18 protein-coding genes and 2 tRNA genes are annotated in these 20,865 nt (G+C 70.0%); 10 read left to right on the forward strand and 10 right to left on the reverse strand.

The genetic code is table 11. The features are described from left to right. The 3 genes from VF746_29460 to VF746_29470 all read right to left on the reverse strand — a co-directional run. Window positions 1-1,211 (reverse strand): P-loop NTPase fold protein (locus tag VF746_29460; protein ID HEX8696584.1); only part of this gene is annotated, 1,211 nt, incomplete at its 3' end. Window positions 1,212-1,254: 43 nt separating this feature from the next. Next, window positions 1,255-2,928: an iron ABC transporter permease gene (locus VF746_29465; GenBank protein HEX8696585.1), complete on the reverse strand. Its 1,674-nt coding sequence runs from the start codon at window positions 2,926-2,928 to the stop codon at window positions 1,255-1,257. Continuing rightward, a complete protein-coding gene (locus VF746_29470; GenBank protein HEX8696586.1) occupies window positions 2,921-3,520 on the reverse strand; it encodes a GNAT family N-acetyltransferase in 600 nt (199 codons plus the stop codon). Before VF746_29470 ends, VF746_29465 begins: the two co-directional genes overlap by 8 nt. Before the next feature lie 238 nt (window positions 3,521-3,758). Between VF746_29470 and VF746_29475 the strand changes: the two genes are divergently transcribed. Continuing rightward, the gene (locus VF746_29475) at window positions 3,759-4,112 is read left to right on the forward strand and encodes a hypothetical protein (GenBank protein ID HEX8696587.1); all 354 of its coding nucleotides are present in this window, start codon (window positions 3,759-3,761) and stop codon (window positions 4,110-4,112) included. Between the two features lie 43 nt (window positions 4,113-4,155). Here VF746_29475 and VF746_29480 read toward each other — a convergent pair whose 3' ends face one another. From VF746_29480 to VF746_29505, 6 genes are all read right to left on the reverse strand, one after another. Then, on the reverse strand, window positions 4,156-5,217 hold the full coding sequence (locus tag VF746_29480) for an ABC transporter ATP-binding protein (GenBank protein HEX8696588.1): 1,062 nt from the start codon (window positions 5,215-5,217) through the stop codon (window positions 4,156-4,158). A 264-nt stretch (window positions 5,218-5,481) separates the two neighbouring features. Next, entirely contained in the window at window positions 5,482-6,516 is a 1,035-nt protein-coding gene (locus VF746_29485; GenBank protein ID HEX8696589.1) for an extracellular solute-binding protein, read from the reverse strand. 328 nt (window positions 6,517-6,844) lie between these two features. Then, window positions 6,845-7,588 (reverse strand): type I methionyl aminopeptidase, encoded by a 744-nt coding sequence (map, locus tag VF746_29490; GenBank protein HEX8696590.1) that lies wholly within the window; start codon window positions 7,586-7,588, stop codon window positions 6,845-6,847. 78 nt (window positions 7,589-7,666) lie between these two features. Then, window positions 7,667-8,023, reverse strand: coding sequence for a hypothetical protein (locus VF746_29495; GenBank protein HEX8696591.1), 357 nt, complete (start codon window positions 8,021-8,023; stop codon window positions 7,667-7,669). Window positions 8,024-8,244: 221 nt separating this feature from the next. Further along, window positions 8,245-8,652 carry a hypothetical protein gene (locus VF746_29500; protein HEX8696592.1) on the reverse strand — a complete coding sequence of 136 codons (408 nt, stop codon included), beginning with the start codon at window positions 8,650-8,652 and terminating at the stop codon, window positions 8,245-8,247. Next, window positions 8,649-11,258 (reverse strand): PIG-L family deacetylase, encoded by a 2,610-nt coding sequence (locus VF746_29505; GenBank protein HEX8696593.1) that lies wholly within the window; start codon window positions 11,256-11,258, stop codon window positions 8,649-8,651. The genes VF746_29500 and VF746_29505 overlap by 4 nt, the downstream gene beginning before the upstream one ends. 239 nt (window positions 11,259-11,497) lie before the next feature. Between VF746_29505 and VF746_29510 the strand changes: the two genes are divergently transcribed. The 9 genes from VF746_29510 to VF746_29550 all read left to right on the forward strand — a co-directional run bounded on the left by VF746_29510 (window position 11,498) and on the right by VF746_29550 (window position 20,358). Further along, complete coding sequence (locus tag VF746_29510; protein ID HEX8696594.1) at window positions 11,498-12,598, forward strand: hypothetical protein; 1,101 nt, start codon at window positions 11,498-11,500, stop codon at window positions 12,596-12,598. A gap of 271 nt (window positions 12,599-12,869) precedes the next feature. Beyond that, the gene (locus VF746_29515) at window positions 12,870-13,373 is read left to right on the forward strand and encodes a hypothetical protein (GenBank protein HEX8696595.1); all 504 of its coding nucleotides are present in this window, start codon (window positions 12,870-12,872) and stop codon (window positions 13,371-13,373) included. Then, a complete protein-coding gene (locus tag VF746_29520; protein ID HEX8696596.1) occupies window positions 13,373-14,797 on the forward strand; it encodes a hypothetical protein in 1,425 nt (474 codons plus the stop codon). Before VF746_29515 ends, VF746_29520 begins: the two co-directional genes overlap by 1 nt. 2 nt (window positions 14,798-14,799) lie before the next feature. Next, a complete protein-coding gene (locus VF746_29525) occupies window positions 14,800-16,026 on the forward strand; it encodes an XRE family transcriptional regulator (GenBank protein ID HEX8696597.1) in 1,227 nt (408 codons plus the stop codon). Beyond that, a complete protein-coding gene (locus tag VF746_29530; protein HEX8696598.1) occupies window positions 16,019-16,582 on the forward strand; it encodes a hypothetical protein in 564 nt (187 codons plus the stop codon). The genes VF746_29525 and VF746_29530 overlap by 8 nt, the downstream gene beginning before the upstream one ends. Before the next feature lie 736 nt (window positions 16,583-17,318). Beyond that, window positions 17,319-17,449, forward strand: a tRNA-OTHER gene (locus VF746_29535). Between the two features lie 205 nt (window positions 17,450-17,654). Next, window positions 17,655-17,778 (forward strand) — tRNA-Ser (locus VF746_29540). Between the two features lie 475 nt (window positions 17,779-18,253). Beyond that, window positions 18,254-19,897, forward strand: coding sequence for a TROVE domain-containing protein (locus VF746_29545; protein HEX8696599.1), 1,644 nt, complete (start codon window positions 18,254-18,256; stop codon window positions 19,895-19,897). A gap of 140 nt (window positions 19,898-20,037) precedes the next feature. After that, window positions 20,038-20,358, forward strand: a complete 321-nt coding sequence (locus VF746_29550; protein HEX8696600.1) for a hypothetical protein — start codon at window positions 20,038-20,040, stop codon at window positions 20,356-20,358. Window positions 20,359-20,407: 49 nt separating this feature from the next. Here the strand turns inward: VF746_29550 and VF746_29555 are convergent. After that, window positions 20,408-20,865, reverse strand: a 458-nt coding sequence (locus VF746_29555; protein HEX8696601.1) for a hypothetical protein, incomplete at its 5' end; no start/stop codon positions are given.

Raw genomic sequence — 20,865 nt, forward strand, 5'->3', positions numbered from 1 at the left:
TTCACCCATGTCGTGCTTTCGAGGGTTCGCGGACGGATGGTTGCTTCGACACCACCCATCTTACCGCGGCTCAAGAAGATGCGACATGGGTTCTTTCGTTCTATGCCCTCCAATGCTGATTTCAGGCGAATAACCAAGGTATATACGTCGGGCAGAAAGGTCCGAATCGCTTCTAAAGCCAATACGTCAGCGAGTGCGATCTGCCCATCGAGCGCCTTGACTGTTCCGCGAATTGCTGCGGCGTATCTACGAACATCGCGCATGTTTCGGATTAAAGGACGTACTATCTCCATGAAGAGATCGGGCCAGGCATGCTCGTTAAACGGTCCTAGATTATCGATTCCCGAGAGAGCGTTGTTGATCGAATCGAAGGTTTGGCGATGCAAGACCTGCGATGGAACCGTAGGGATATCCACGGCTACTTGGAGAATCTTTTCCAGATAATCGCGACCGGGAACCCCCTGTTCAGAGAGCGCATCTTCAACGCGAGTCCGGTCAAAAGCGACGATGTAGATAATGTTTGGAAAGCTTGCTGTTAGCCGAACGAGCTTGAAAACGTCCCTGATCTCAGAGCTAGTCAGTCGGTCGATATCGTCGAGCACAACGACGATTGGACGATCAAGGCCGGCCAGGGCACGCTCAAGCCTTACGCGACGACCGCCAACGCCTTCTCTACGTCTTTGCAAGATCTCGCTGATGAGTTTTGATGCACCTTTACCGCGCTCAATCCACGGGCCAATGATGGGGAGCCACGCTAAGCCGGAGAATGCCTCGCCGTATTCTTCGATATTCTTTGCGATCTCGGCGAATCTCGGCCGGAGCTTCAGTTGAGCAGCTAACTCAGTAAAGAAGGACTCAACTAGTTGCTCAGCACCGCTAAACATCCATGGATTGAAGTCGAGTATGGGCACACCTACACGGTCGAATTCGTTACGGGCCAAATTGATAAAGGACGTCTTTCCGGAACCCCAACTACCGAGCACTCCCACTACAACACCTTCTCTTGCATCAAGCGCGAGAACTTGTTGAGCGAATGATTGGGCGACCACAGTTCTACCGAGGGCATCGTCCTCCGGCCTTCGGATGGGATTGTCACCAATCACGGCCACGACGCTCCCGGTATGATTCGCGAGGACAGGCTCGTGCTCACTGGTACTCCGGCTCTGTGAAGCGTTTCCTGATCGGCGCAGGATTTTGGAAATCCAGTTCATAGCGACCGGTTTTCTCCATCTTATAGGCTGACACTTGTAGGCCTCACCGCTCGATGACGCGCTGGTAGCCGGCGGCGAACGCCACCGCCACCAGCGCGATCAGCAGCACGCCGTACGCGGCCGCGCCGCCGAAGTCGAAGGCGCGCAGCTGCGAGAGCATCTCGATGGAGATGGGGCGGGTGCGGTGCGTGTAGAGGAGGATGGAGGCCACGAACTCGCCCAGCGCCGTCACGAACGCCAGCATCGCCCCCGCCGCGAGCCCGGGGAGCACCAGCGGCAGCACCACGCGCCGGAGCGCCGTGGCCCGCGAGGCGCCGAGCGACGCCGCGGCCTCCTCCAGCGCGGGGTCGAGCTGGCGGAAGGAGGCCAGCGCCGCGCGCGTCACCAGCGGCACGTTGCGGATGAAGTAGGCCAGCGGCAGGATGGCGAAGGTGCCCACCAGCACGAAGCGCCCCGCCAGCGGCCGGTTCACGCTGAAGGTGGTCGCCAGCGCGATGGCCAGCACCGTTCCCGGCAGCGCCCACGGCAGCGTCACCAGCGCCCCGATCACCCCCCGCCCCCGCACGCGCGTGCGCGCCAGCAGGTACCCCGCCGCGAAGGCGAAGACCACGTTCGCCAGCGTGGCCAGCGTAGCCATCCGCAGCGAGTTGAGCACGGGGCGGAGCTGCTCGGCCTCGGAGAAGAGGCGGCGGTACGGCTCGGCGGAGTAGACGGGCGGGAAAGCCTCGGTGGTCCACGTCCCCTCGGGCACCAGCGACACCAGCAGCACGGTGGCGTGCGGCAGCAGCAGGAAGCCCGTGAAGACCACCGCGGCGAGCGTCCACGCCCACCCGCGCCCGACCTTCTCCGGCGGCCGCGCGCCCAGGCCCTTGGAGGCGCCCGTGTACTCGCGCGCCGCCTCGTAGCGCTGCAGGAAGAGGAGGAAGACGAGCGAGACCAGCGCCAGCACCACCGCCTCGACGGCCACCAGGCCGCCCTCGTTGTTCAGCTTGCTGGAGTAGAGCTGCGTGGTGAGCACCCGGAAGCCGCCGCCGAAGACGTAGGGGGCGCTGAAGCTGGCCATCGAGGTCATGAACACCAGCAGCGCCGCCCCGCCGATCGCCGGCGCCAGCATCGGCAGGGTGACGCGGAAGAGCGTGGTCCACCGCCCCGCCCCGAGCGCCGCGGCCGCCTCGCCGTAGGCGTCGTCCAGCCGCGCCAGCCCGGCGGCCACGAAGAGGTAGAAGTAGACGTACATGGTGTACGCGTGCACCAGCAGCACCGCCCACGCGCCGGTGAGCCGCCACGGCGCCTGCTCCAGCCCCAGCAGCGCCTGCACGCCGCGGGTGAAGAAGCCGCTCTCGCCGTAGAGGAAGAGGAAGGAGATGGTGCCCACCAGCGGCGGCAGCAGCACCGGCATGGCCGCCAGCCCGCCGAGCACGCGCCGCCCGGGGAAGTCGCGGCGGGAGAAGAGGAAGGCGAGCGGGACGCCCACCAGCCCCGAGAGGACGACGCTCGCCAGCGAGATCCACACGCTGTTCCAGAGCGCCGTGAGCTCCGAGCGGCTGCCGAAGAAGCGCGCCCAGTGCGCCCCCGTCGGGCGCCCCCGGTCCAGCACGCTGTCGAAGACGACGAACAGGTTGGGGTAGAGCACCAGCCAGACGAGCACGATCCCCACCGCGAGGGCGAGGACCGTCGCTCCACGGAGGCGGAGGCGGGGAGCGCCGGCGTCAGCCATCGCGCCCGCCCTGCAGGCGCTTGGCCATGAAGATGTCGGGCTTGCCGAAGCCGTTCGCGTCGGGGAGCAGGCCGACGACCTCGTAGCCGCAGCGCCGGTAGAACTCGAACGGGTGGCCGCGCACGCTGCGGATCGCCCGCGCGTGGTCGAGCACGCCGGGGTAGAGGTCCACGCCCGCCAGCGAGGTCATCCCCGTCACGTCGTCGGTGCCCAGGTACATGGTGAGGGCGCCGGCCTCGCGGGCGCGCTCCTCCAGGTCGGCGATCAGCGCGCGCCCGATCCCCCGCTTCCAGTGCGCGGGGTCCACCACGATCGGGTGCAGCTCCCACACGTTGCCGTCGTACGCCACGATCGCGCCGATCCAGCCGACCACGCGCCCGTCCGCGTCCAGCGCCGCGCGGGGGCGGGCGCGGTCCGGCCCCAGCGCCTCGCGCACCTCCTCCATGGCCGCCTCGAGGTCCGGCCACGCCTCGGGCGCCATGTCCACGAAGCCCGTGACCAGCAGCTCCGCCATCTGGCGGAGCATCCCCTCGTCCACCGGGTCCACGGCGACGATCGCCGGGCCGCTGGTGCTACCCTCTTCGGTTGCCATCGGTTATCGTAGAAGCTCGCGAGATCCGTATCGTCGCGCATCGTTCAGGACAATAGGACACGAGGCCCTGGCTTGCCGCCCCCCTCCAACCTACGCGTCCACGACTGTCCGTGCGCAAGGTGCGGGACGCCCTCGGGCGAGCCCGGTGTCCCAACCCCGACTCCCTGAGGTGCCACAGCCGGCCGGAGAACGCGGGCGCGCTCCGGCGTCACTCCCACTCCGGAACCGGAGGAAACCCATGCGGAAGCTGAAGCTGGAGATCGACGCGCTGCGGGTGGAGAGCTTCGCCCCCGTGGCGGAGGACGACAGCAGGGGCGGGACGGTGCACGGCCACTCGTACCCGAACGGCTGCTTCCCGCCGTCGGACAGCCAGGACCCGTACCTGGACACCTGCGGCTACGCCACCTGCGCGGGCAACAGCTGCTGGCAGAGCTGCAACGGCTACACCTGCGGCGGCTGCGACCCCGGCGGCAGCGCGGGGTGCTTTCCCGAGTCCGCCGGCTACACCTACTGCCTGAAGGACGCCTCGTGCATCAACCAGTGCCTCCCGACCGGGAACCAGGACACCTGCCCGGGCGTCGGCAACTGCTGAACGGCGAAAAATCGGCGGTCTGCGGGGCCGCCGTCCCGTCCCCTCAGGCCGGGAACGCGACGGCGGCCTCCGCGTCGGCCAGCCCCACTCCCACCGCGTCTCCAGGCACCGCGTCCGCGCGGCCGGCCTGCGCCAGGATCTCGGCGTCTCCCACGGCGATGCGGTAGAAGGTGACCGCCCCGGCGAAGCGGCGGTCCAGCACGCGCCCGCGCAGCGCCTCTCCATCCGCGGACTCGCTCCGGACGATCCGCAGCGCCTCGGGGCGGACCATCACCCGCACGGCGGTTCCGGGGCGCGCATCCATCCCGTCCGCCCGGCGGGCGCGCCACACCGGGCCGGCGTCGAGGCGGCAGACGAGCCCTCCCTCGTCCAGCCCCTCGACGGTGGCGGGGAGGAAGCTGGCGCGGCCGAGGAACGAGGCGACGAAGGCGTTGGCGGGGGACGCGTACAGCGCCTCGGGCGCGCCCACCTGCTGCAGGCGGCCGCGGTCGAGCACGGCGACGCGGTCGGAGAGGGCGAACGCCTCCTCCTGGTCGTGCGTGACGAAGACGGCCGTCATCCCCAGCCGCTTGAGCAGGGCGCGCAGCTCGGTGCGGGTGCGCTCGCGCAGGGCGGCGTCGAGGTTCGAGAGCGGCTCGTCGAGGAGCAGCAGCGGCGGCTCGGGCGCCAGCGCGCGGGCCAGGGCCACGCGCTGCTGCTGGCCGCCGGAGAGCTCCTGCACCTTCCGCTTTCCGTAGCCCGCCATCTCCACCAGCTCCAGCGCGCGCTCGGCCTTCGCCCGCGACTCCGGGCCGCGGACGCCGCGCGAGCGCAGGCCGAACTCCACGTTGTCCCCCACGTCCAGGTGGGGGAAGAGCGCGTAGTTCTGGAACACCATCCCCACGCCGCGGTCCTGCGGCTTGAGCCCCGTCACGTCGCGCCCGCCGATCAGCACGCGCCCCGAGGTCGGGCGCTCGAACCCGGCGACCATGCGCAGCGTGGTGGTCTTCCCGCACCCGCTGGGGCCCAGGAGCGTCAGCAGCTCGCCCTGCTCCACGCCCAGCGAGACGCCGTCCACCGCGACGGTGTCGCCGAAGCGGCGGGTCAGGTCATCGAGGCGGAGCATGCGTGGAACGCGTCGGCGCGGAAGGAAAAGCTGGACGGAGAGTCCCGATCCTCATCAACCGCCTGGCGATGGTGGGATGGAGCGTGGCCGGGATCCGTGCCGCTGCCGCGCCCAACCCACCTGGCGGGGTGAGTAGATCCTTCGGCCCTGCCGGCATCCAGGCGGACGCTGGTTCGGTGTGGCCGGGCCTCAGGATGACGGCAAACACCGACTGATCTTCCGGATTCGCCGCAGCGCACTCACGCACTTCCGCACTCACGCACTTCATCCCTTCCCCCGCACGTGCTCGTCCCACCAGCGCATCCACTCGGGGGTCTTCTGCTGGAGGAGGTTCCAGTCCATGGGCTCGGGGCGGATCTGGCGGCGGACGGCGCGCAGGCCCGCGGGGAGCGAGTCGTCGGGGACGTCGGTGCGCGCGGGGATGCGGAAGAACTCGCGCGCGGCGGGGACCACCGCGGGGCCGCCCACCCACTCCACGAAGTCGCGGGCGCGCGCGGCGTTGCGCGAGCCCCGCACCACGGCGACCGCGTCCACCAGGAGCGGGGTGCCGCTGGTGGGGAGCACGTAGTCGATCGGGTAGGTGCCCTTGGCCTTGAGGGCGTCGATGTCGGGCTGGTCCCAGAGCGTCACCACGCCTTCCTGGCGGGCGAGCTTCTGGTAGAGGATGGTGGGGTTCAGCACGTACTCGCGCGTCTGCCCGTCCAGGCGCCGCAGCCACTGGAAGCCCTGCGCGGTGTCGCCGCCGGCGCGGATGCCGCGGTAGACGATCATCCCGAAGATGGTGCGCATGGTGCCGCTGGCCATGGGGTCGCGGATCACCACGCGGTCCTTCCACTTCGGGTCCAGCACGTCGTCCCAGTCCTTCGGCGCCTCGGCGGCGGGGACGGCCGCCGTGTTGAAGGCGATCACCTCGGGCGTCAGGTACGTGCCGTGCCAGTAGCCCTCGGGGTCGCGCGCGTCGGCCGGGAGCCGGGCGGCCCAGCTGGGGACGAAGCGCTCCAGGAGCGAGTCGCGCGCGGCGTCCTCGAAGGTGGGCGCGGGTGCGCCCCACCACACGTCGGCCTGCGGGTTCGCGCGCTCCGAGCGCAGGCGGTCGAGCACCTCCTGCGATCCCATGTCGACCGTCTGCACGTCGACGCCGGGGTGGAGCTGCTCGTAGCGCGCCTCGAACGCCTGCAGCATCTCGCGCCCGTGCGGCGAGTACACCGTCAGCACCTCGCGCCCGTCGCCGCCCCCGCACGCGGCGAGGACGAGCGCGCCCAGCGCGAGGGCGATCCGAACTCCAGCTATCTTCCGCATCCTGTCTCGACGTTCCTGGCTTCTGGTTGCGCGGCCGCGCGTGGCCCTCACCCGGCGCCGCTACCGCGTCGCCACCCTCTCCCAACTTCGGGAGAGGGTACTTCGCGGTTCGGTGCGAACCTGGCCCACAGTGAGCTCACCCGCCCCTGCGCCGCCTCCGCCGGTTCAGCGCCATGCGGTGCACGGCGACGACCGCGACGATCAGCAGCACGGAGCCGAACGCGACGATGATGTCCTGATACCGACCCATGACTAGAACACCAAGGACTGAGCACTAAGGACTTGCAGTTCCTGGGCACTGGGCACTCGGCCCTGGGCACTGCCGTTCCTACGCCGCCGTGAGCAGGATCGGCCGCCCGCGCGTGATGACGAGCGTGTGCTCGTGGTGCGCGGAGAGGTCGCCGCCCTTGGTGCGGATCGTCCAGCCGTCGCGGTCTTCGTACGAGGCGGTGGAGCGCTCGGCCACCAGCGGCTCCACGGTGATCACCATCCCCTCGGTGAGCGGCGTGCGCAGGGTGCGGTCGTACCAGTTGGGCACCGTGGGCGCCTCGTGGATGGTGCGGCCGATGCCGTGGCCGCTCAGGTCGCGCAGCACCGCGAAGCCGCGCCGCGCGACCTCGCCCTCCACCGCCCGGCCGATGTCGCACACGCGGTTGCCGGCGCGCGCCACCTCCATCGCCCGCTCGAAGGCGGCGCGGGCGGCGGCTACCAGGCGGCGGCGCTCCTCGGGCGCGGGGCCCACGGCCACGGTGACCGCCGCGTCGGCCATGTAGCCGCCCTTCTCGGCGGTGACGTCCAGCTTCACCAGGTCGCCCGCGGCGAGCCTGCGGGGGCCGGGGATGCCGTGCACCGCCTCGTCGTTGACGCTCACCAGGATGTCGGCGGGGAAGCCATACACCAGCTTCGGCGCCGAGCGCGCGCCGTGCTCCTTCAGCACCGCCGCGCCGATCCGGTCCAGCTCGGCGGTGGTGACGCCCGGCCGCACCGCCTTCTGCATCCGCTCCAGCGCCATCCGCACGATGCGGCCGACGCGCTTCAGGGCGTCCAGCTCCCCCTCGTTCTCAATCGACACGTTTCGCCCTCCCGAAGTGGGCCGGGGCTCGCTGGCGTGCAGCCTTCAAATATATGCTGTATGCGCGGCGAGCCAGGGTCATTTTCGCTCCTGCACCAGCAGTGGTGGGACGAGTTCTTGTGGTAAGTCTTCCAATCCCAGATGGCGCCGGAATTCCTTCGCGAAGTCCAACCCGACCGTTCGCGCGAAATGCTCCGCCTTCACCATGGCAGGGATATCCAGATTGGCCGAATCATCTGCCGGAAATGGTGCAAGGAGGCTCGAGTTCGCGCTGAAGAGCAGCTCCACGGCCTGGATCGACTTCGGCGTCGCGTACAAGTAGGCAAGGCTCAGGACGGGGTTTATCTCTTTGATACACCGTGCAAGCTCCTCTGCCAGCTCCCCGTGCGGTGCGGGAGGCTCGATTCGCTGGGCCGCCTCGACCAGCGATCTCATCGTCTCCGCGTACTGAACCACGACGCGCATGGCCTGGCTCGTACCACTCCCGCCGCCCGTCAAACGCCTTCTCTCTCGCGTACCGGCGCAGACCCAAACGGATGGTCAGATACGCCGCAATTCCGGCAGCGATCGAGGGCGCCAACACAGAAACCAGTGGCTGCAGGTAATTCACATGCGCACCCGGTGCGGATTGCCCCCAGCGCCGACATTGAATCTCCCTATCCTGTCGAGTCCCCGCGCAGCGGCGGCAGGTCGGCGCACGAGCGGGAGCTGTCCGTCTGCAGCAGCGTCCGGATGCGCCCCTCGCGGTCCACCCGCACGGTGGTCCCGCCGCCGGGCGCCGGCGTGGCCGCGGCCGGCGAGGTGCGCACGCAGTAGACGTCGCCCTGGCGCACCACCTCCACCACCCGCGGCTCGGGACGGCCCACCTGGGTGGCCGCCTTCAGCGCGACGCACACCGCCCGCGTGCTGTCGGTGGCGGGCGACGAGCACTCCGCCCCCGGTTCCACGCGGCCCACGGCGAACGGCCGCTCCGCGCGGGCCGGCGGGGGAGGCTCGTCCCGCCCGCACGCGGCGAGCGGGAGAAGCAGGACGGTCAGCGCGGATACGCCGCGGACCGCCCTCAATCCTCCCCCAGCGCCAGCAGGTTGGCGAAGAGGCGCCAGGCGCCGGGGACGCCCTCGGGGAGCTGGCGGAAGAAGGCCAGGCCCGTGTAGACGTACGTCCCCTCGCCGTACTTCGCGATCAGCAGCCCGCCCCGGAGCGGCGCCTCGCCGGGGTCGCCCGTCTCCAGCAGCGGCGTGTAGGCCGGGTCCCAGGTGTCGGCGAAGTACAGCCCGCGCTCCTGCACCCACCCCGCGAAGTCGGCGTCGGTGATCCGGTTCGGCTTCGTGAACACCGGGTGCGACGGGTCGAGGAGCCGCACCGGCGCGTTCTCGTCGGTCACCCGGCCGTGCGGGCGCGCCATGGTGAGCGGGAAGGGGGTGAAGCGCCCCTCCACCAGCTCGTACTTGTTGTACTGGACGATGAGCGTCCCCCCGCGGCGGACGTACTCCAGCAGCCGCGCGTTGTGGGCGGCCAGGTCCGGGCGCACCTCGTAGGCGCGGCTGCCGGCCACGATCACGTCGTACTTCGACAGGTCCGCCGCGGCCAGCTCCTCCGCGCCCAGCAGGTCGGGGACGATGCCGAGCTGCGCCAGGATCCCCGGCCCCTCCTCGCCCGCGCCCTCGATGTACGCCACCTCCAGCCCGTCCGGCACCCGCACGTCGAAGGCGCGCACCCGGGAGCGGGCCTCGTGGTAGAGCGGCCGGGCGCGCACGTGCGGGTAGTCGACCACCTCCACGCCCCGCGCGAAGCGCCGCCCGTCCTCCGCCACGAACTCGGCCGACACCGGGTACTCGCCCGCCGCCGCCCCCTCCGGCGGGTGCACGGCGATGTCGACCTCGCGCCGCTCCCCCTCGCCCAGCCGGAGCGCGGGCGCGGCCGGCTCGGCGCGCCACCCGGCGGGGAGGGAGACCCTGAGCGTCCCCGCGATCCCGCCCGGCGCCTCGGCCGCCAGCCGCACCCGGTAGCGCAGCGGCCGCTCCGTGCGCGCCGGGAGGATGGTGGTGGGGGGGTCCAGCCGGACCGAGACGGCGGGGACCACCAGCACCGGGCGCCGCAGCTCGCCCTGGCGCAGGTCCACCTCGCGGAAGGTGGCCTCGGCCTGCAGCGGGAGCGGCGCGCCCTCCACCCGCACCCGCGCCGCCGCGCGCACCGGCGCCGGCTCGAAGGGGAGCGAGAGCACGCCCGCGGCGTCCGCCGGCCAGCGGTAGAGGTCGCCCTCGCGCGAGGCGCGCAGGAAGTACGGCTCGGTGGGCCGCGCGTCCGCCGGCACCCGCACCCGGAAGCGGCGCGTGGCCAGCGCGCCCGGCGCCACGCTCGCGGGGAGCGGGTCGAGGGCCGCGGCCGTCCACCCCGCCGGGAGTTCGGGCGCCAGCGAGTCGACCGTCACGGGGCGCGCGCCGCCGTTCCAGAGCGACACCTCCAGCGCCACCTCCTGCCCGGGGACCACCCGCGCGTCGTTCGACACCGCGTCGAGCACGAGCCCCGCGGCCAGCGCCAGCGCCTCGCGCGCGTCGCGCAGCTCGCCGGCGTGGCGGTCGGCGTGGACGGCGAGCGAGTCCGGGTCGACGCGGCCGCCCGGCGCCGCGGGGGTCTCCAGCGCCCCCACGAGGCGGGCCAGCGGCGGCACCAGGCCGTCGGGACGGAGCGGGTTCGCCACCCGGCCGAGCTCCTCCAGCGCGGCGCGGTAGCGCTGGGCGACCCGCTCGAGCGGGGTGAGGCCGCGGGGCAGGGCGGCCGGCAGCGGGACCGTGAGCGTGGTGTCGACCCCCGCCCAGATCGAGGGCTCCTCGCCCGCCGGCGCGGGGACGACGCGGCGCAGGTACCCCCAGCGCGGGCCGGCCGGCTCGGGGCGCCCCATGTCCTGCGAGCGGTGGCGCGAGCGGCTGGCCATGGCTAGCTGGAACGGCGAGCGCCCGAAGAGCGGGTCCAGGTTCCCCAGCGCCAGCCGCACCGTGGCCCCCTCCGCGTTGGTCCGCAGCGACTGGTAGAGCTTCGCCGGCCGGTACGGCCGGAGCCCCGCGGCGACCTGCTCCGGGAAGCGGGCCGGGTCTCCCGCCGCCTGGAACGCCTCGCGGGCGATGATGGCCGAGACCTGGTGGTGCCCGTGCCCGTCGCGCGGCGTGCCGCTGAAGACCGTGACCACCAGGTCCGGCCGGTAGGCGCGGATCACCCGCACCACGTCGCGCAGCAGCTCCTCGCGCGGCCAGTGCGCCAGCGTCTCCTCCGCGCTCTTGGAGAAGCCGAAGTCGTACGCCCGGGTGAAGAACTGGCGCGCGCCGTCCACCCGGCGCGCCGCCAGCAGCTCCTCCGTGCGCAGGAGCCCCAGCGCCTCGTGCAGCTCCGGGCCGATCCCGTTCTGCCCCCCCTCGCCGCGGGTGAGCGACAGGTAGGCCACGTCGGCGCCCTCCTCCAGCGCCAGCGCGGCCAGGAGCTGGGTGTCCTCGTCGTCGGGGTGGGCGCCCACCATCAGCACCCGCTTGGTGACGCCCAGCCGGCGCAGCGCCAGCCCCAGCGCCGCCGCGCCGCGGTACCCGCCCGCCCCGTCCTGGGCGGGGAGGGGCGCGGGGGCGGCGGGGAGCGCGAGGAGCGCCAGCAGCGCGAGGGCGCGGATTCGCTTCGGATACATGCGGCTAAGCTTAGGCGGGAGGCGGGGGCGCAACAAGGGCGGGGGGGGCGAGAGTGCGAGAGTGCGAGAGTGCGAGAGTGCGAGGCGCTCGTTTGGGGTGCGGTTGCGCACTTCCGCACCGACGCACTCACGCACTGCGGTTCAGATCGGTCTTGGCAAAACGGGCGGATTCGCGTAAGTTGTTTCCCGTCCTTCCGTTCCACCCCCCCGGACGTACCCCTCCCTCCCGAGGCGTCGCCATGTCTCCCGCGTCCCCCCAGAGCGCCTGTCTGCGCGACCACCTCCTCCGCGAGGCGGTGGAGATGATCCGCTACGCCTTCTCGTCGGGGAAGAGCGTGCCCACCAGCGTGGTGGACACCGTCCAGCAGTACGAGACGCAGCCGGAAGGCGCGCCGCCGCTGGACCCCACGCCGCTGGTGCTGTCCCACTCGCGGCTGGCCAAGATCGTGGCCCCCGCCACCCCACGCTCCATCGTGCTCCTGGTCGACGAGCAGGCCGCGAAGGGCCGCTTCGGCTTCCTGGGGCCCGTGCCGCTGGTCCGCCAGCTCATGACGATGGCCGTCGGCTGCATGCTCGTGTTCGTGCTGATCAGCCTCACCAACGACACCAACGTGGAGGTATCGATCGTCTCCGCCTCGGGCATACCGCTGCTGCTCAACGAGCTGTGGTGGCTGTCGGCGGCCGGGATCGGCGCCTCTTTCGCCATGCTCTTCCAGGTGAACGAGTACATCGTCAAGTGCAACTACGACCCCAAGTACGCCCCCACGTACTGGGTCAAGTTCTTCCTGGGCGTGATGGCGGGGTTCATCCTGGTGGCGCTGCTTCCGTTCGGGCGCGACGGCCAGGGAGCGGCTGCGGGTGTGGGCGCGGGTGCGGGTGCGGGGACGGGAGCGGGGCTTCACCTGATGCAGCCGGCCATCGCCATGCTGGGCGGCTACTCGGCCTCGGCGGTGTACCGCATCCTCACCCGCCTGGTGGAGGCGGTGGAGGCCATCTTCCGCGGCAACGCCAAGGAGATCATCGCCGAGCGCGAGCAGGCCGCCGCCGCGCGCGCCTCCGAGGAGGCCAGCCGCGCCCGCGTGCGGCTGGCCGCGCGCCTGGTGGACGTGCAGCGCCAGATCTCCACCGGCGCCGCCACCGACGAGGTGACGGCCACCATCCGCGACATCGTGGTCTCGCTCACCCCCGAGGTGGCCGAGGTGGAGCAGCTGCCGGCGGCCGTCCCGCAGGCGCCGCCTCCCGCCGCGGTCACCGTCGCCGCCACCCCGGAGGCCCTCGTCGCCGCCGCGGGGAGGGCGAAGACCGAGGAGCCGGCCGAAGAGGAGGCGGCGGCCGGGTAGGCCTGGAGGTTTAACGCTGGGGGAGTGCACTAACCGCCCGTGGGTCGGCTCTGACCCACGGGCGGTCAAGCTTTTGGTTGACATTTAGAATTTTTCCACCTCTAAAATCTTGACATTGTCAGAACGGAGCGATACTGTTCAATAACCCAATCAAAGGGAGGCTTCCGTGCCGGACAGAGACATCTTCAACCGTGTCGCCGGAAGGGGATGGGATGCTACCCTGCGCAGGCTCCACGGGACCGCTGAACCGGGGGAGGTGGGGCGAGTGGCGATGAAGTGCCTGACGCACGACTTGCAACGTCGGCGCGGCCTGCCGGCAGCACGTGAGATCATCACGATATTGGAGGATCTCCGGGGCGGCAGAACCGCTCCTTCCCAAGCGCTCGCCAGACTCGCCAATCTCAAGGGATTCGGCGGGACTTACGTCCACCTCTGTTTGGCTGTTCGGGCGGCGAATAGGCTGATCGTGGAAATGAACTCTGGCGGAGCTCGGTTCGGCAGCATCCCCAATATGCTCGCCCGTGGGTTTTGCGAGGAACTTCTGCGTTCCCAGCTTGAGAAGGGTGCCCCTCAGTTGATGGGCCGCCGTTTCCAGGATCAGGAGGAGTTGTACGCCTTCATCGAGCAATCCGTAGCAGCGGTGCGCAGCGATGTCGAACAGGTCGCGGACTCGCTGTCCCTGGATCCCACTGCCGGCAGGCTCAAGCCGCCGTCTGTCCAGCACAGGGTGCGCAAGAGCCGTACGGTCGATCTACTGGACGAGTCGCTGGTGTGATGATGTACGCCGCGCGCTCCGAATGCGAAGCTCTCTCCTGGCGGGTCTCGTTCGAGGCAAACGGGATACTCCTGGCAACCCGATCAGACACGGGAGCCTCGACCATCCATCAGGCACGGATCTCCTCGTATCGGATCGAGGACCGTGCGCGATCCGTTCTGCCGGACGCGTTGGTGGATCTGCTCGACCTGGCACTGGCCGTTTACGTATCGGACCGGATCTGCAAGCGTCCGAGCCGGAAGGACTCTGGTGGTGCGGAATGGGGACGGGCATTCAGTGTCCGGGTTCCGGTGTCCAGGCCTGAACTCTGGAGCCAGCCTTCCGTAATGGAAGCGCTTGCCGACACACTCTGGTTCTACACGGGAGATCGCTGGGGATTCGAGTTTACGTCGAGACCCAGAGATCATGAGCACTACTGCCAGGTAGAGGTTTTTCAAAATAACATCTCGCCGACCCGTGCCGCTCTCTTCAGCGGAGGGCTCGATTCCGTCGCCGGGCTGTGCATTGAGGCTCTCGAGAATCCGGCAGAGCGTTTTCTGTTGGTCGGGGGGATAACCGGACCACGCCTCCAGATGCTGCAGTCCAAAGTGGCCGCGGAGGTTTGCCGACAGTTCAGGTCACGGGTGGATTTTTCTCTTCTCGATTTCGGATTGTACCATCGTGCTGACCGTGCGGACCGGCAAGACGAACCGTCACAGCGCGCACGAGGCTTTGTCTTCGCCGTACTGGGGGCGGTCAGCGCGATCATGTCCGGCCTTGGCCGGCTCGCAATCTACGAGAACGGCATTGGCGCCATCAACCTGTCTCATACGCGGGCACAGGTCGGCGTACATCTTACGCGCGCGGCCAATCCGTTGGCGCTGCGCCGTATGGAATCGCTCATCGAGCTGGTGACCGGCCGTAGCTTCCAGTTCGAGCTGCCGTTCCTGTTTGCCACGAAGGGTCAGATGTGTGCGCGAATCCCGCGGGAGGCGTTCGGACCTCTGCTCGGGCGAACGGTGTCGTGTGACTGCTTCCCGCAGCGTATCGCGGGTTACCCGCAGTGCGGTCTCTGTACCTCATGCCTGCTCCGCCGTCTTTCTCTCCATGCAGCAGGGTTCACCGATTTTGATACCCGGAACTACCGTGTTGACGTGCTTGCGTCACACTGGGAGGCTCCAGCGGCGAAGCTGTTTCCGTTCCGGGCGATGCTCTTCCAGGCTGGCAGGCTCCAGAAGGCTTTGGCAGCCCCTGATGCATGGCAGGCGCTCGTGCTCGAATTCCCGGAGTTGTTTGAAATCGAGCACCTCCTGTTGGAAAGCCGTCCTGAAGTGGCACGTCCACATGAGCGCCTGGTCTCGCTTTATGCGCAGTACTGCTCGGAGTGGGAGGGATTTCCCGCCCGTCCACCGCTGTCTGTGCAGAATTCCAGGGAAGGAGCGTGACGATGTCCACCTATCCGTTCCCGAACGTCGATCTGCGAGAGCTTGGGCGGCGGCTGCAACAGGCGCGCAAAGCACGCGGATTCACGCAGCAGGATTCCGCCGACCGCCTCGGCGTGGCGCGCACGACCGTCACGGCGATCGAGAAGGGCGAGCGGCGCATCCAGGCGGAAGAATTGACCAAGCTTGCCGAACTCTACGGCAGCCGTGTGGGCGACTTGCTGCGGCAACCCTCCCCCGACACGGAGTTTGCCGTCCAGCTCCGTGCCGTCCTTGCCGCGTCCGCCCGTGTCGAGGAAGATCTCACGCCCTTCATCGACGATTTTCAGCGGCTCTGCGAGGACTACCTTGAGTTGGAACGGGTTTGCTCGGCACCACTTCCCCGGCGATACCCGCAGCCATATGAGATCAGCGGAGTATCTCCGGAACGTGCCGGCGAAGATGCTGCGAACGCCGAGCGACTCCGGCTAGGGCTCGGAGATGGTCCGATTGCGGACATCCGTGACCTGCTGGAGAGCGACGTCGGGATCAGGATCTTTTACATGGACTTGCCTTCTCGGACAGCCGCGATGTTCGGTTACACCGAGGAATTGGGAGGCTGCATCGCGATCAATCGGAAGCATCCGGCGGAACGTCGCAGGCTCTCCAGTGCCCACGAGTACGGACATTTCATCTCCCGGCGCTACGAGCCCGAAATCGCGGTGCTCAAGCGCTATCAGCGAGTTCCCGAGCACGAGCGTTTCGCCGAAAGCTTCGCGCATGCGTTCCTGATGCCGGCCAGTGGTTTGAGCCGGAGGTACAGCGAAATTCACCGAAGCCGGGGGGGGCGGATCACGCCTGCCGACCTGTGTCGTCTTGCCGAGCTCTACCAGGTGTCGCTCGAAGCTCTGACCTTGCGGCTCGAAGAGCTGCGGCTTCTCCCATCCGCCACCTGGGATCGGTTGAAGGAGCGCGGGTTCCGGGTTCGGGAGGCTCAGGCCATTCTGGGGATTTCTCCACCGTCGGACAACGACGACCTCCTTCCGCTGCGTTATCGATACCTGGCTGTCGAAGCGTATCAGCGAGGCGATTTGACCGAGGGACAACTCGCCAGGTTCCTTCGCACGGACCGTCTGGAGGCACGCCGGATCGCGAATGAGATGGCTACGGGCGAAACGTTGAACGATCAGGGCGAGATCGGCCCCGTTCAGCTTGAGTTGGCGATGTCGGTTGCGGAGCTCCGCGGTGCCTGACGCCCGTGAGCGGGTACTGCTCGACGCGTGCACGCTCCTGAACCTATGCGCATCAGGGTGCTGCGAGCGCATCCTCCGCGAATCCGAGATGCGGTTCGGAGTGATCGATTACGTGCTCCGGACCGAAGCGCTTCACGTGCAGAAAGGTGGGGGTGGACCTGATGCACGTGAGCGGATCCCCGTCGACCTCAAGCCGCTCGTTGATGCGGGAATGCTGGACGTGGTAGAGGTGAGCGGAGAAGCCGAGGCCGCGACGTTCTTGAATCTTGCCATGCAGCTCGACGACGGTGAGGCACGTACGCTCGCCGTCGCGTTGCACCGGAGGTGGGCGGTTGCTACGGATGACCGCAAGACTCGGAGGCTGATCGCAAACAGTCCGGCGAGCATCCGGGTGTTTGGGACGTTGAAGATCGTGAAGCAGTGGGCGGATGCACAAGCGGTCAGCCAGGAAGAACTGAGATCAATCCTGCTGAACATCCGGGAACGTGGGAACTTCCTTCCGGGCAGGCAAGACCCACTTGGTGTGTGGTGGCGCTCCTTGGTGGAGTCGAGCTAACTATTTTACCGACAAGAGAATATGGTTGGTGCTCTGGTTTTCCGGACTAGACGGTTCCTCTCCGTCCCTTGACAAGCGGCCGACGGGTGGTTAGACTAGCCGCCCTCTGGGAGTCGCGTCCCGATGTCGTACGGCCATTCGGCCGCGCCGAGCGCAGCGTGCGCCCGGCGGTGCATCGGCGGCGCGATTTTGCGTTTCCGGACCTTTCGACCTGACCGTGAGGCCCATGTGAGTCGGTTCCGCACCCATCCGCTCCAACCACAGGCGCCCGGCGTCCAGCCGCGCGTCTCCCGGCCGACGTGCGTCGGCCGGGGCTGGGGCGAAGTGCGCCCGGCAACCACTCTCTCCGCCCGAATTCGCGGGGGAGCGGAGACGCGCAACGGCGGATTGGCGCGGCACTGCGCCAAAACCCGTCGGCCTGGCAGGCTCGGTCGGGATTCGCGGGACGGACGGACATACCAGCGCGGGAGCTCCGGGGTGGTCTACGCCGTGACGTAGACGTACCCCAGGGAGACACGGGGATGCGACGATCGCCCCGCCCGCGCGCAAGACGCGGGCGGGGCGATCTGCGTTCAGGGGACATCCAGCGCGGAGGTGACTCACGATGGAGGCAAGCCCGAACGGATGACCGGTGGGCCGGCGGGGCGCGAAGCCCCGGCACCTGAGGAACGCGACTCCCTGGCGAGGGGTGGAGCGCTCCCGCCGGCCCCACGGGACGGACGACGGACGACGGGGGAAGGCCGTAGCTCAGCCTGGTAGAGCGCCGTGCAGAGCCTCGACCGGAGGTTTTGCCCGCCACGCGCGGGCCGATGGACGAGGGTTATCGACCGGACGCGGTGGTCGCGGGTTCGAATCCCGCCGGTCTTCCCGAACTGCAAGTGCGTGAGTGCGTGAGTGCGTGAGTGCGAAAGTGCGAAAGTGCGAAAGTGCGAAAGTGTGGCGCTGCGAGCAGGGAGTCCGGCTCCGCGCTGAGTTCTCCCTTTCTCCCGCGCAGCGGGGGAGAGGGCCGGGGAGAGGGGGCCTCCCGCGGCCGCACTGACGCCGGTCGAAGCAGGAAGGAATCAGCAGATCGGGGCCTGTAGCTCAGCGGAAGAGCACTTGCCCTCGCCGGCATTTGCCCGGGAAGGCCCGCCCCGAAGGACGAGGGTGATCGACTGCTAATCGAGAGGTCGCGGGTTCGAGTCCCGCCAGGCCCACTGGAGAAGAACGCTGCACCGGGCGCGCGGGTCGCGCAGCCTCGGTTATCGCTTGAAATACCGACCCCGGAATCTGGGCGGCCCGGGGGCCGAGCTGGACCTTCATCCGCTCGCGCCGGTGCGGCAGAAGAAAAACAACGATCCGGCTTCCGGGTCGATTCCACTCGGTTACCCGAGCCTGTAAAGCTCCGCCCCGCGTGGGCACCCGAGGGAGCACCTCATCCGGAAGCCGAAAGCCGACGGCCGCGCCGCCGGGTCGGATCCGCTCGATTGTCGAGCCTCTCGATCGCCCGACCCGGAGCAGTCTTCGGGCGCCCGAGCGGAGCAGCTCATCCGGCGCGCGGCCACCCCGCCGTCCGCCGCGGGTCGAAGCCGACGGGTTATCGCTTTCAACGATGCAACCCCGCTGGCGCACACTCATCCGCGGCGGCCGGCTCCCTTCACCCTCAGCCCCGGAAAGGAGGCGAGTGGAAGCATGATGGACTTCACGAAGCACTTCGCGACTCGCCTGCGGGCGCTCGCCACCCCGCAGTCGGCGCCGATCCCCGGTTCGGGACAGGTGCCCAACTCGGCCGGCGGGTTCGCGTGGGCGCTCGACCCCTGGGGCCGGCTGGACCGGTTCCTGGTGCTCGGCACCGAGGGCGGCACCTTCTACGTCGGCGAGCGGCAGCTCACCGTCGAGAGCGCCACGGCCGTGGCCGACTGCCTGGCCGAGGACGGCCCGCGCGCGGTCCGGCGCATCGTGGAGGTGAGCGCCTCGGGGCGCGCGCCGAAGAACGACCCGGCGCTCTTCGCCCTGGCGATGGCGGCCGGCCTGGGCGACCCCGGGACCCGCGCCGCGGCGCTCGCGGCGCTGCCCCAGGTGGCGCGCACGGGCACGCACCTGCTGCACTGGCTGCGCTACGTGCAGGCGTTCCGCGGCTGGGGACGGGGGGTGCGCCGGGCGGTGGGGGCGTGGTACACGGCGAAGCCCCCGCGCGAGCTGGCGTACCAGCTCCTGAAGTACCCGCAGCGCGACGGGTGGTCGCACCGCGACGCCCTGCGGCTGGCCCACCCGAGGCCGGCCTCGCCCGAGCAGGGCGCGCTGCTCAAGCGGACGGTGGACGGCGGGCCGGTGGAGGCGGACGTGGATTCCGAGGCCGTGCGGCTGGTGCGCGCGGTGGAGGAGCTGCACGCCGACGCCGGGATGGCGCCGGAGCGCGCGGCGGCGCTGGTGCGCGAGCACCGGCTCACGCGCGAGATGGTGCCCACGCACCTGCTCGCCCACGCCGCGGTGTGGGAGGCGCTCCTGGAGGAGATGCCGCTCACGGCGCTGGTCCGGAACCTGGCGACCATGACCCGCGTGGGCCTCCTGGCGCCGGGGAGCGAGGCGTCGCGCGTGGTCGCCGGGCGGGTCGCCGACGCCGTGGCGCTGCGCCGGGCGCGGGTGCACCCGGTGCAGGTGCTGTCGGCGCTGCGGGTGTACGCCCGCGGGCAGGGCGTGCGCGGCCGGCACGCGTGGCAGCCGGTGGCCCAGGTGGTGGACGCGCTCGACACGGCCTTCTACCTGGCGTTCCGGTCGGTCGAGCCGACGGGGAAGCGCGTCATGCTGGCGCTCGACGTGTCGGGGTCGATGACGGCCCCGGTGCACGGGCTGGACTTCGTGAGCTGCCGGGAGGCCTCGGCGGCCATGGCGCTGGTGACGGCGGCCACCGAGCCGCGGCACTTCTTCACGGCCTTCACCGCCGGCGCGTACCGGAGCCGGTTCCCGGGGTTCACCTCCGGGATCAGCGCGCTCGACGTCTCGCCGCGCCAGCGGCTGGACGACGTGGTCGAGCGGGTCGGGGGGCTGCCCTTCGGCGGGACCGACTGCGCCCTGCCGATGCTGGAGGCGATGAAGCGGCGGTGGATGGTGGACGTCTTCGTCGTCTACACCGACAACGAGACCTGGGCGGGCGACGTGCACCCGGCGCAGGCGCTCCGGCAGTACCGCGACCGGATGGGGATCCCCGCGAAGCTGGTGGTCGTGGGGATGGCGTCGAACGGGTTCACCATCGCCGACCCCGGCGACGCGGGGATGCTGGACGTGGTGGGCTTCGACGCCGCCGCGCCGGCGCTGATCGGCGACTTCGCGCGGTAGGCGGCGCGGTCCGGGGCCTCCCGGCCGGGCCCGCCCCCCGCGGGAGGGCGCCGGTCGGGAACGACTCGGACCTTCGACCCGGGCGGCGGACTCTGAGGAGGTGGCCGCCGCCCGACACCGCCAACCGCGATAGACGCGAGATGAGCAAGCAGCTCAAGGAGAAGCAGGAGAGCCGCGAGGAGGAGCCGCGCTTCGGCGACTTCTACGTGGTGGTCTCGGAGTGGGGCACCTGGTACGTGGCGCCGGAGACGGCGGTGCGCATCGGGCGCGCGCTGGACCGCCGCTGGCGGCCGCGCTGGATGAAGTTCGTGGACGTGAGCGGGGCGCGCGTGTGGGTGCGCGCCGACAGCATCGACTCGGTCTACGAGTCCAGCGAGCGCGTCCGCTCCCGCGAGCGCGAGTTCCACTACCGGCGGCGCAAGGAGGAGAGCGCCGACCGCCGCTGGGACGACGACGAGTAGGAGGGTGCCGGGGGTGGGGGGGCCGGCGTCCGGTTGCCCGCGATCCTGGTCATGGATGCGGACCGGGATCACGCTCCAGCTCGGCGTGCAGCACCTGGAAGAGCTCCGCGTCCAGGCGGCGGCGGCCGGAGGCGGCGAGCCAGCGCTCGACGGCGCGGTCCGGGTCGGTGAAGGTGCGGTGCTCCCCGTCGCACTCGGCGACCCCCGCGCCGTGGAACAGGCGCAGCTCGGCGCAGCCGGGGAGCGCGGCCGACAGGCCGCGCAGCATCATCCCGCGGTAGCCGAGCCCCGGCGGCCGGGGGGAGGGGCCGCCCGGCCGCAGCGTCCGCAGCAGGCGGGCGACCTCCCCCTCCTCGGCCGCGTCGAGCGTCCAGACGGGGTTCGGGCGTCCGCTGAAGAGGTCGGCCTCCACGCGCATGGTCTCTCCGTGCAGCGGGGGGTGCGGCGTGGAGCACCCGAGGGCGCCCCACGCCGCGGCGAGCCGCAGCCGCAGGGCGGCGCGCGCCC

Source organism: Longimicrobium sp. (assembly GCA_036389795.1).
Classification (GTDB): Bacteria; Gemmatimonadota; Gemmatimonadetes; order Longimicrobiales; family Longimicrobiaceae; genus Longimicrobium.

What these genes read in the sequence shown, in the direction of transcription:
- VF746_29465 (HEX8696585.1), bottom strand. Translation starts at nt 2,928, where the DNA reads ATGGCTGACGCCGGCGCTCCCCGCCTCCGCCTCCGTGGAGCGACGGTC.
- VF746_29470 (HEX8696586.1), bottom strand. Translation starts at nt 3,520, where the DNA reads ATGGCAACCGAAGAGGGTAGCACCAGCGGCCCGGCGATCGTCGCCGTG.
- VF746_29475 (HEX8696587.1), top strand. Translation starts at nt 3,759, where the DNA reads ATGCGGAAGCTGAAGCTGGAGATCGACGCGCTGCGGGTGGAGAGCTTC.
- VF746_29480 (HEX8696588.1), bottom strand. Translation starts at nt 5,217, where the DNA reads ATGCTCCGCCTCGATGACCTGACCCGCCGCTTCGGCGACACCGTCGCG.
- VF746_29485 (HEX8696589.1), bottom strand. Translation starts at nt 6,516, where the DNA reads ATGCGGAAGATAGCTGGAGTTCGGATCGCCCTCGCGCTGGGCGCGCTC.
- VF746_29495 (HEX8696591.1), bottom strand. Translation starts at nt 8,023, where the DNA reads ATGAGATCGCTGGTCGAGGCGGCCCAGCGAATCGAGCCTCCCGCACCG.
- VF746_29505 (HEX8696593.1), bottom strand. Translation starts at nt 11,258, where the DNA reads ATGTATCCGAAGCGAATCCGCGCCCTCGCGCTGCTGGCGCTCCTCGCG.
- VF746_29510 (HEX8696594.1), top strand. Translation starts at nt 11,498, where the DNA reads ATGTCTCCCGCGTCCCCCCAGAGCGCCTGTCTGCGCGACCACCTCCTC.
- VF746_29515 (HEX8696595.1), top strand. Translation starts at nt 12,870, where the DNA reads ATGAAGTGCCTGACGCACGACTTGCAACGTCGGCGCGGCCTGCCGGCA.
- VF746_29520 (HEX8696596.1), top strand. Translation starts at nt 13,373, where the DNA reads ATGATGTACGCCGCGCGCTCCGAATGCGAAGCTCTCTCCTGGCGGGTC.
- VF746_29525 (HEX8696597.1), top strand. Translation starts at nt 14,800, where the DNA reads ATGTCCACCTATCCGTTCCCGAACGTCGATCTGCGAGAGCTTGGGCGG.
- VF746_29545 (HEX8696599.1), top strand. Translation starts at nt 18,254, where the DNA reads ATGATGGACTTCACGAAGCACTTCGCGACTCGCCTGCGGGCGCTCGCC.
- VF746_29550 (HEX8696600.1), top strand. Translation starts at nt 20,038, where the DNA reads ATGAGCAAGCAGCTCAAGGAGAAGCAGGAGAGCCGCGAGGAGGAGCCG.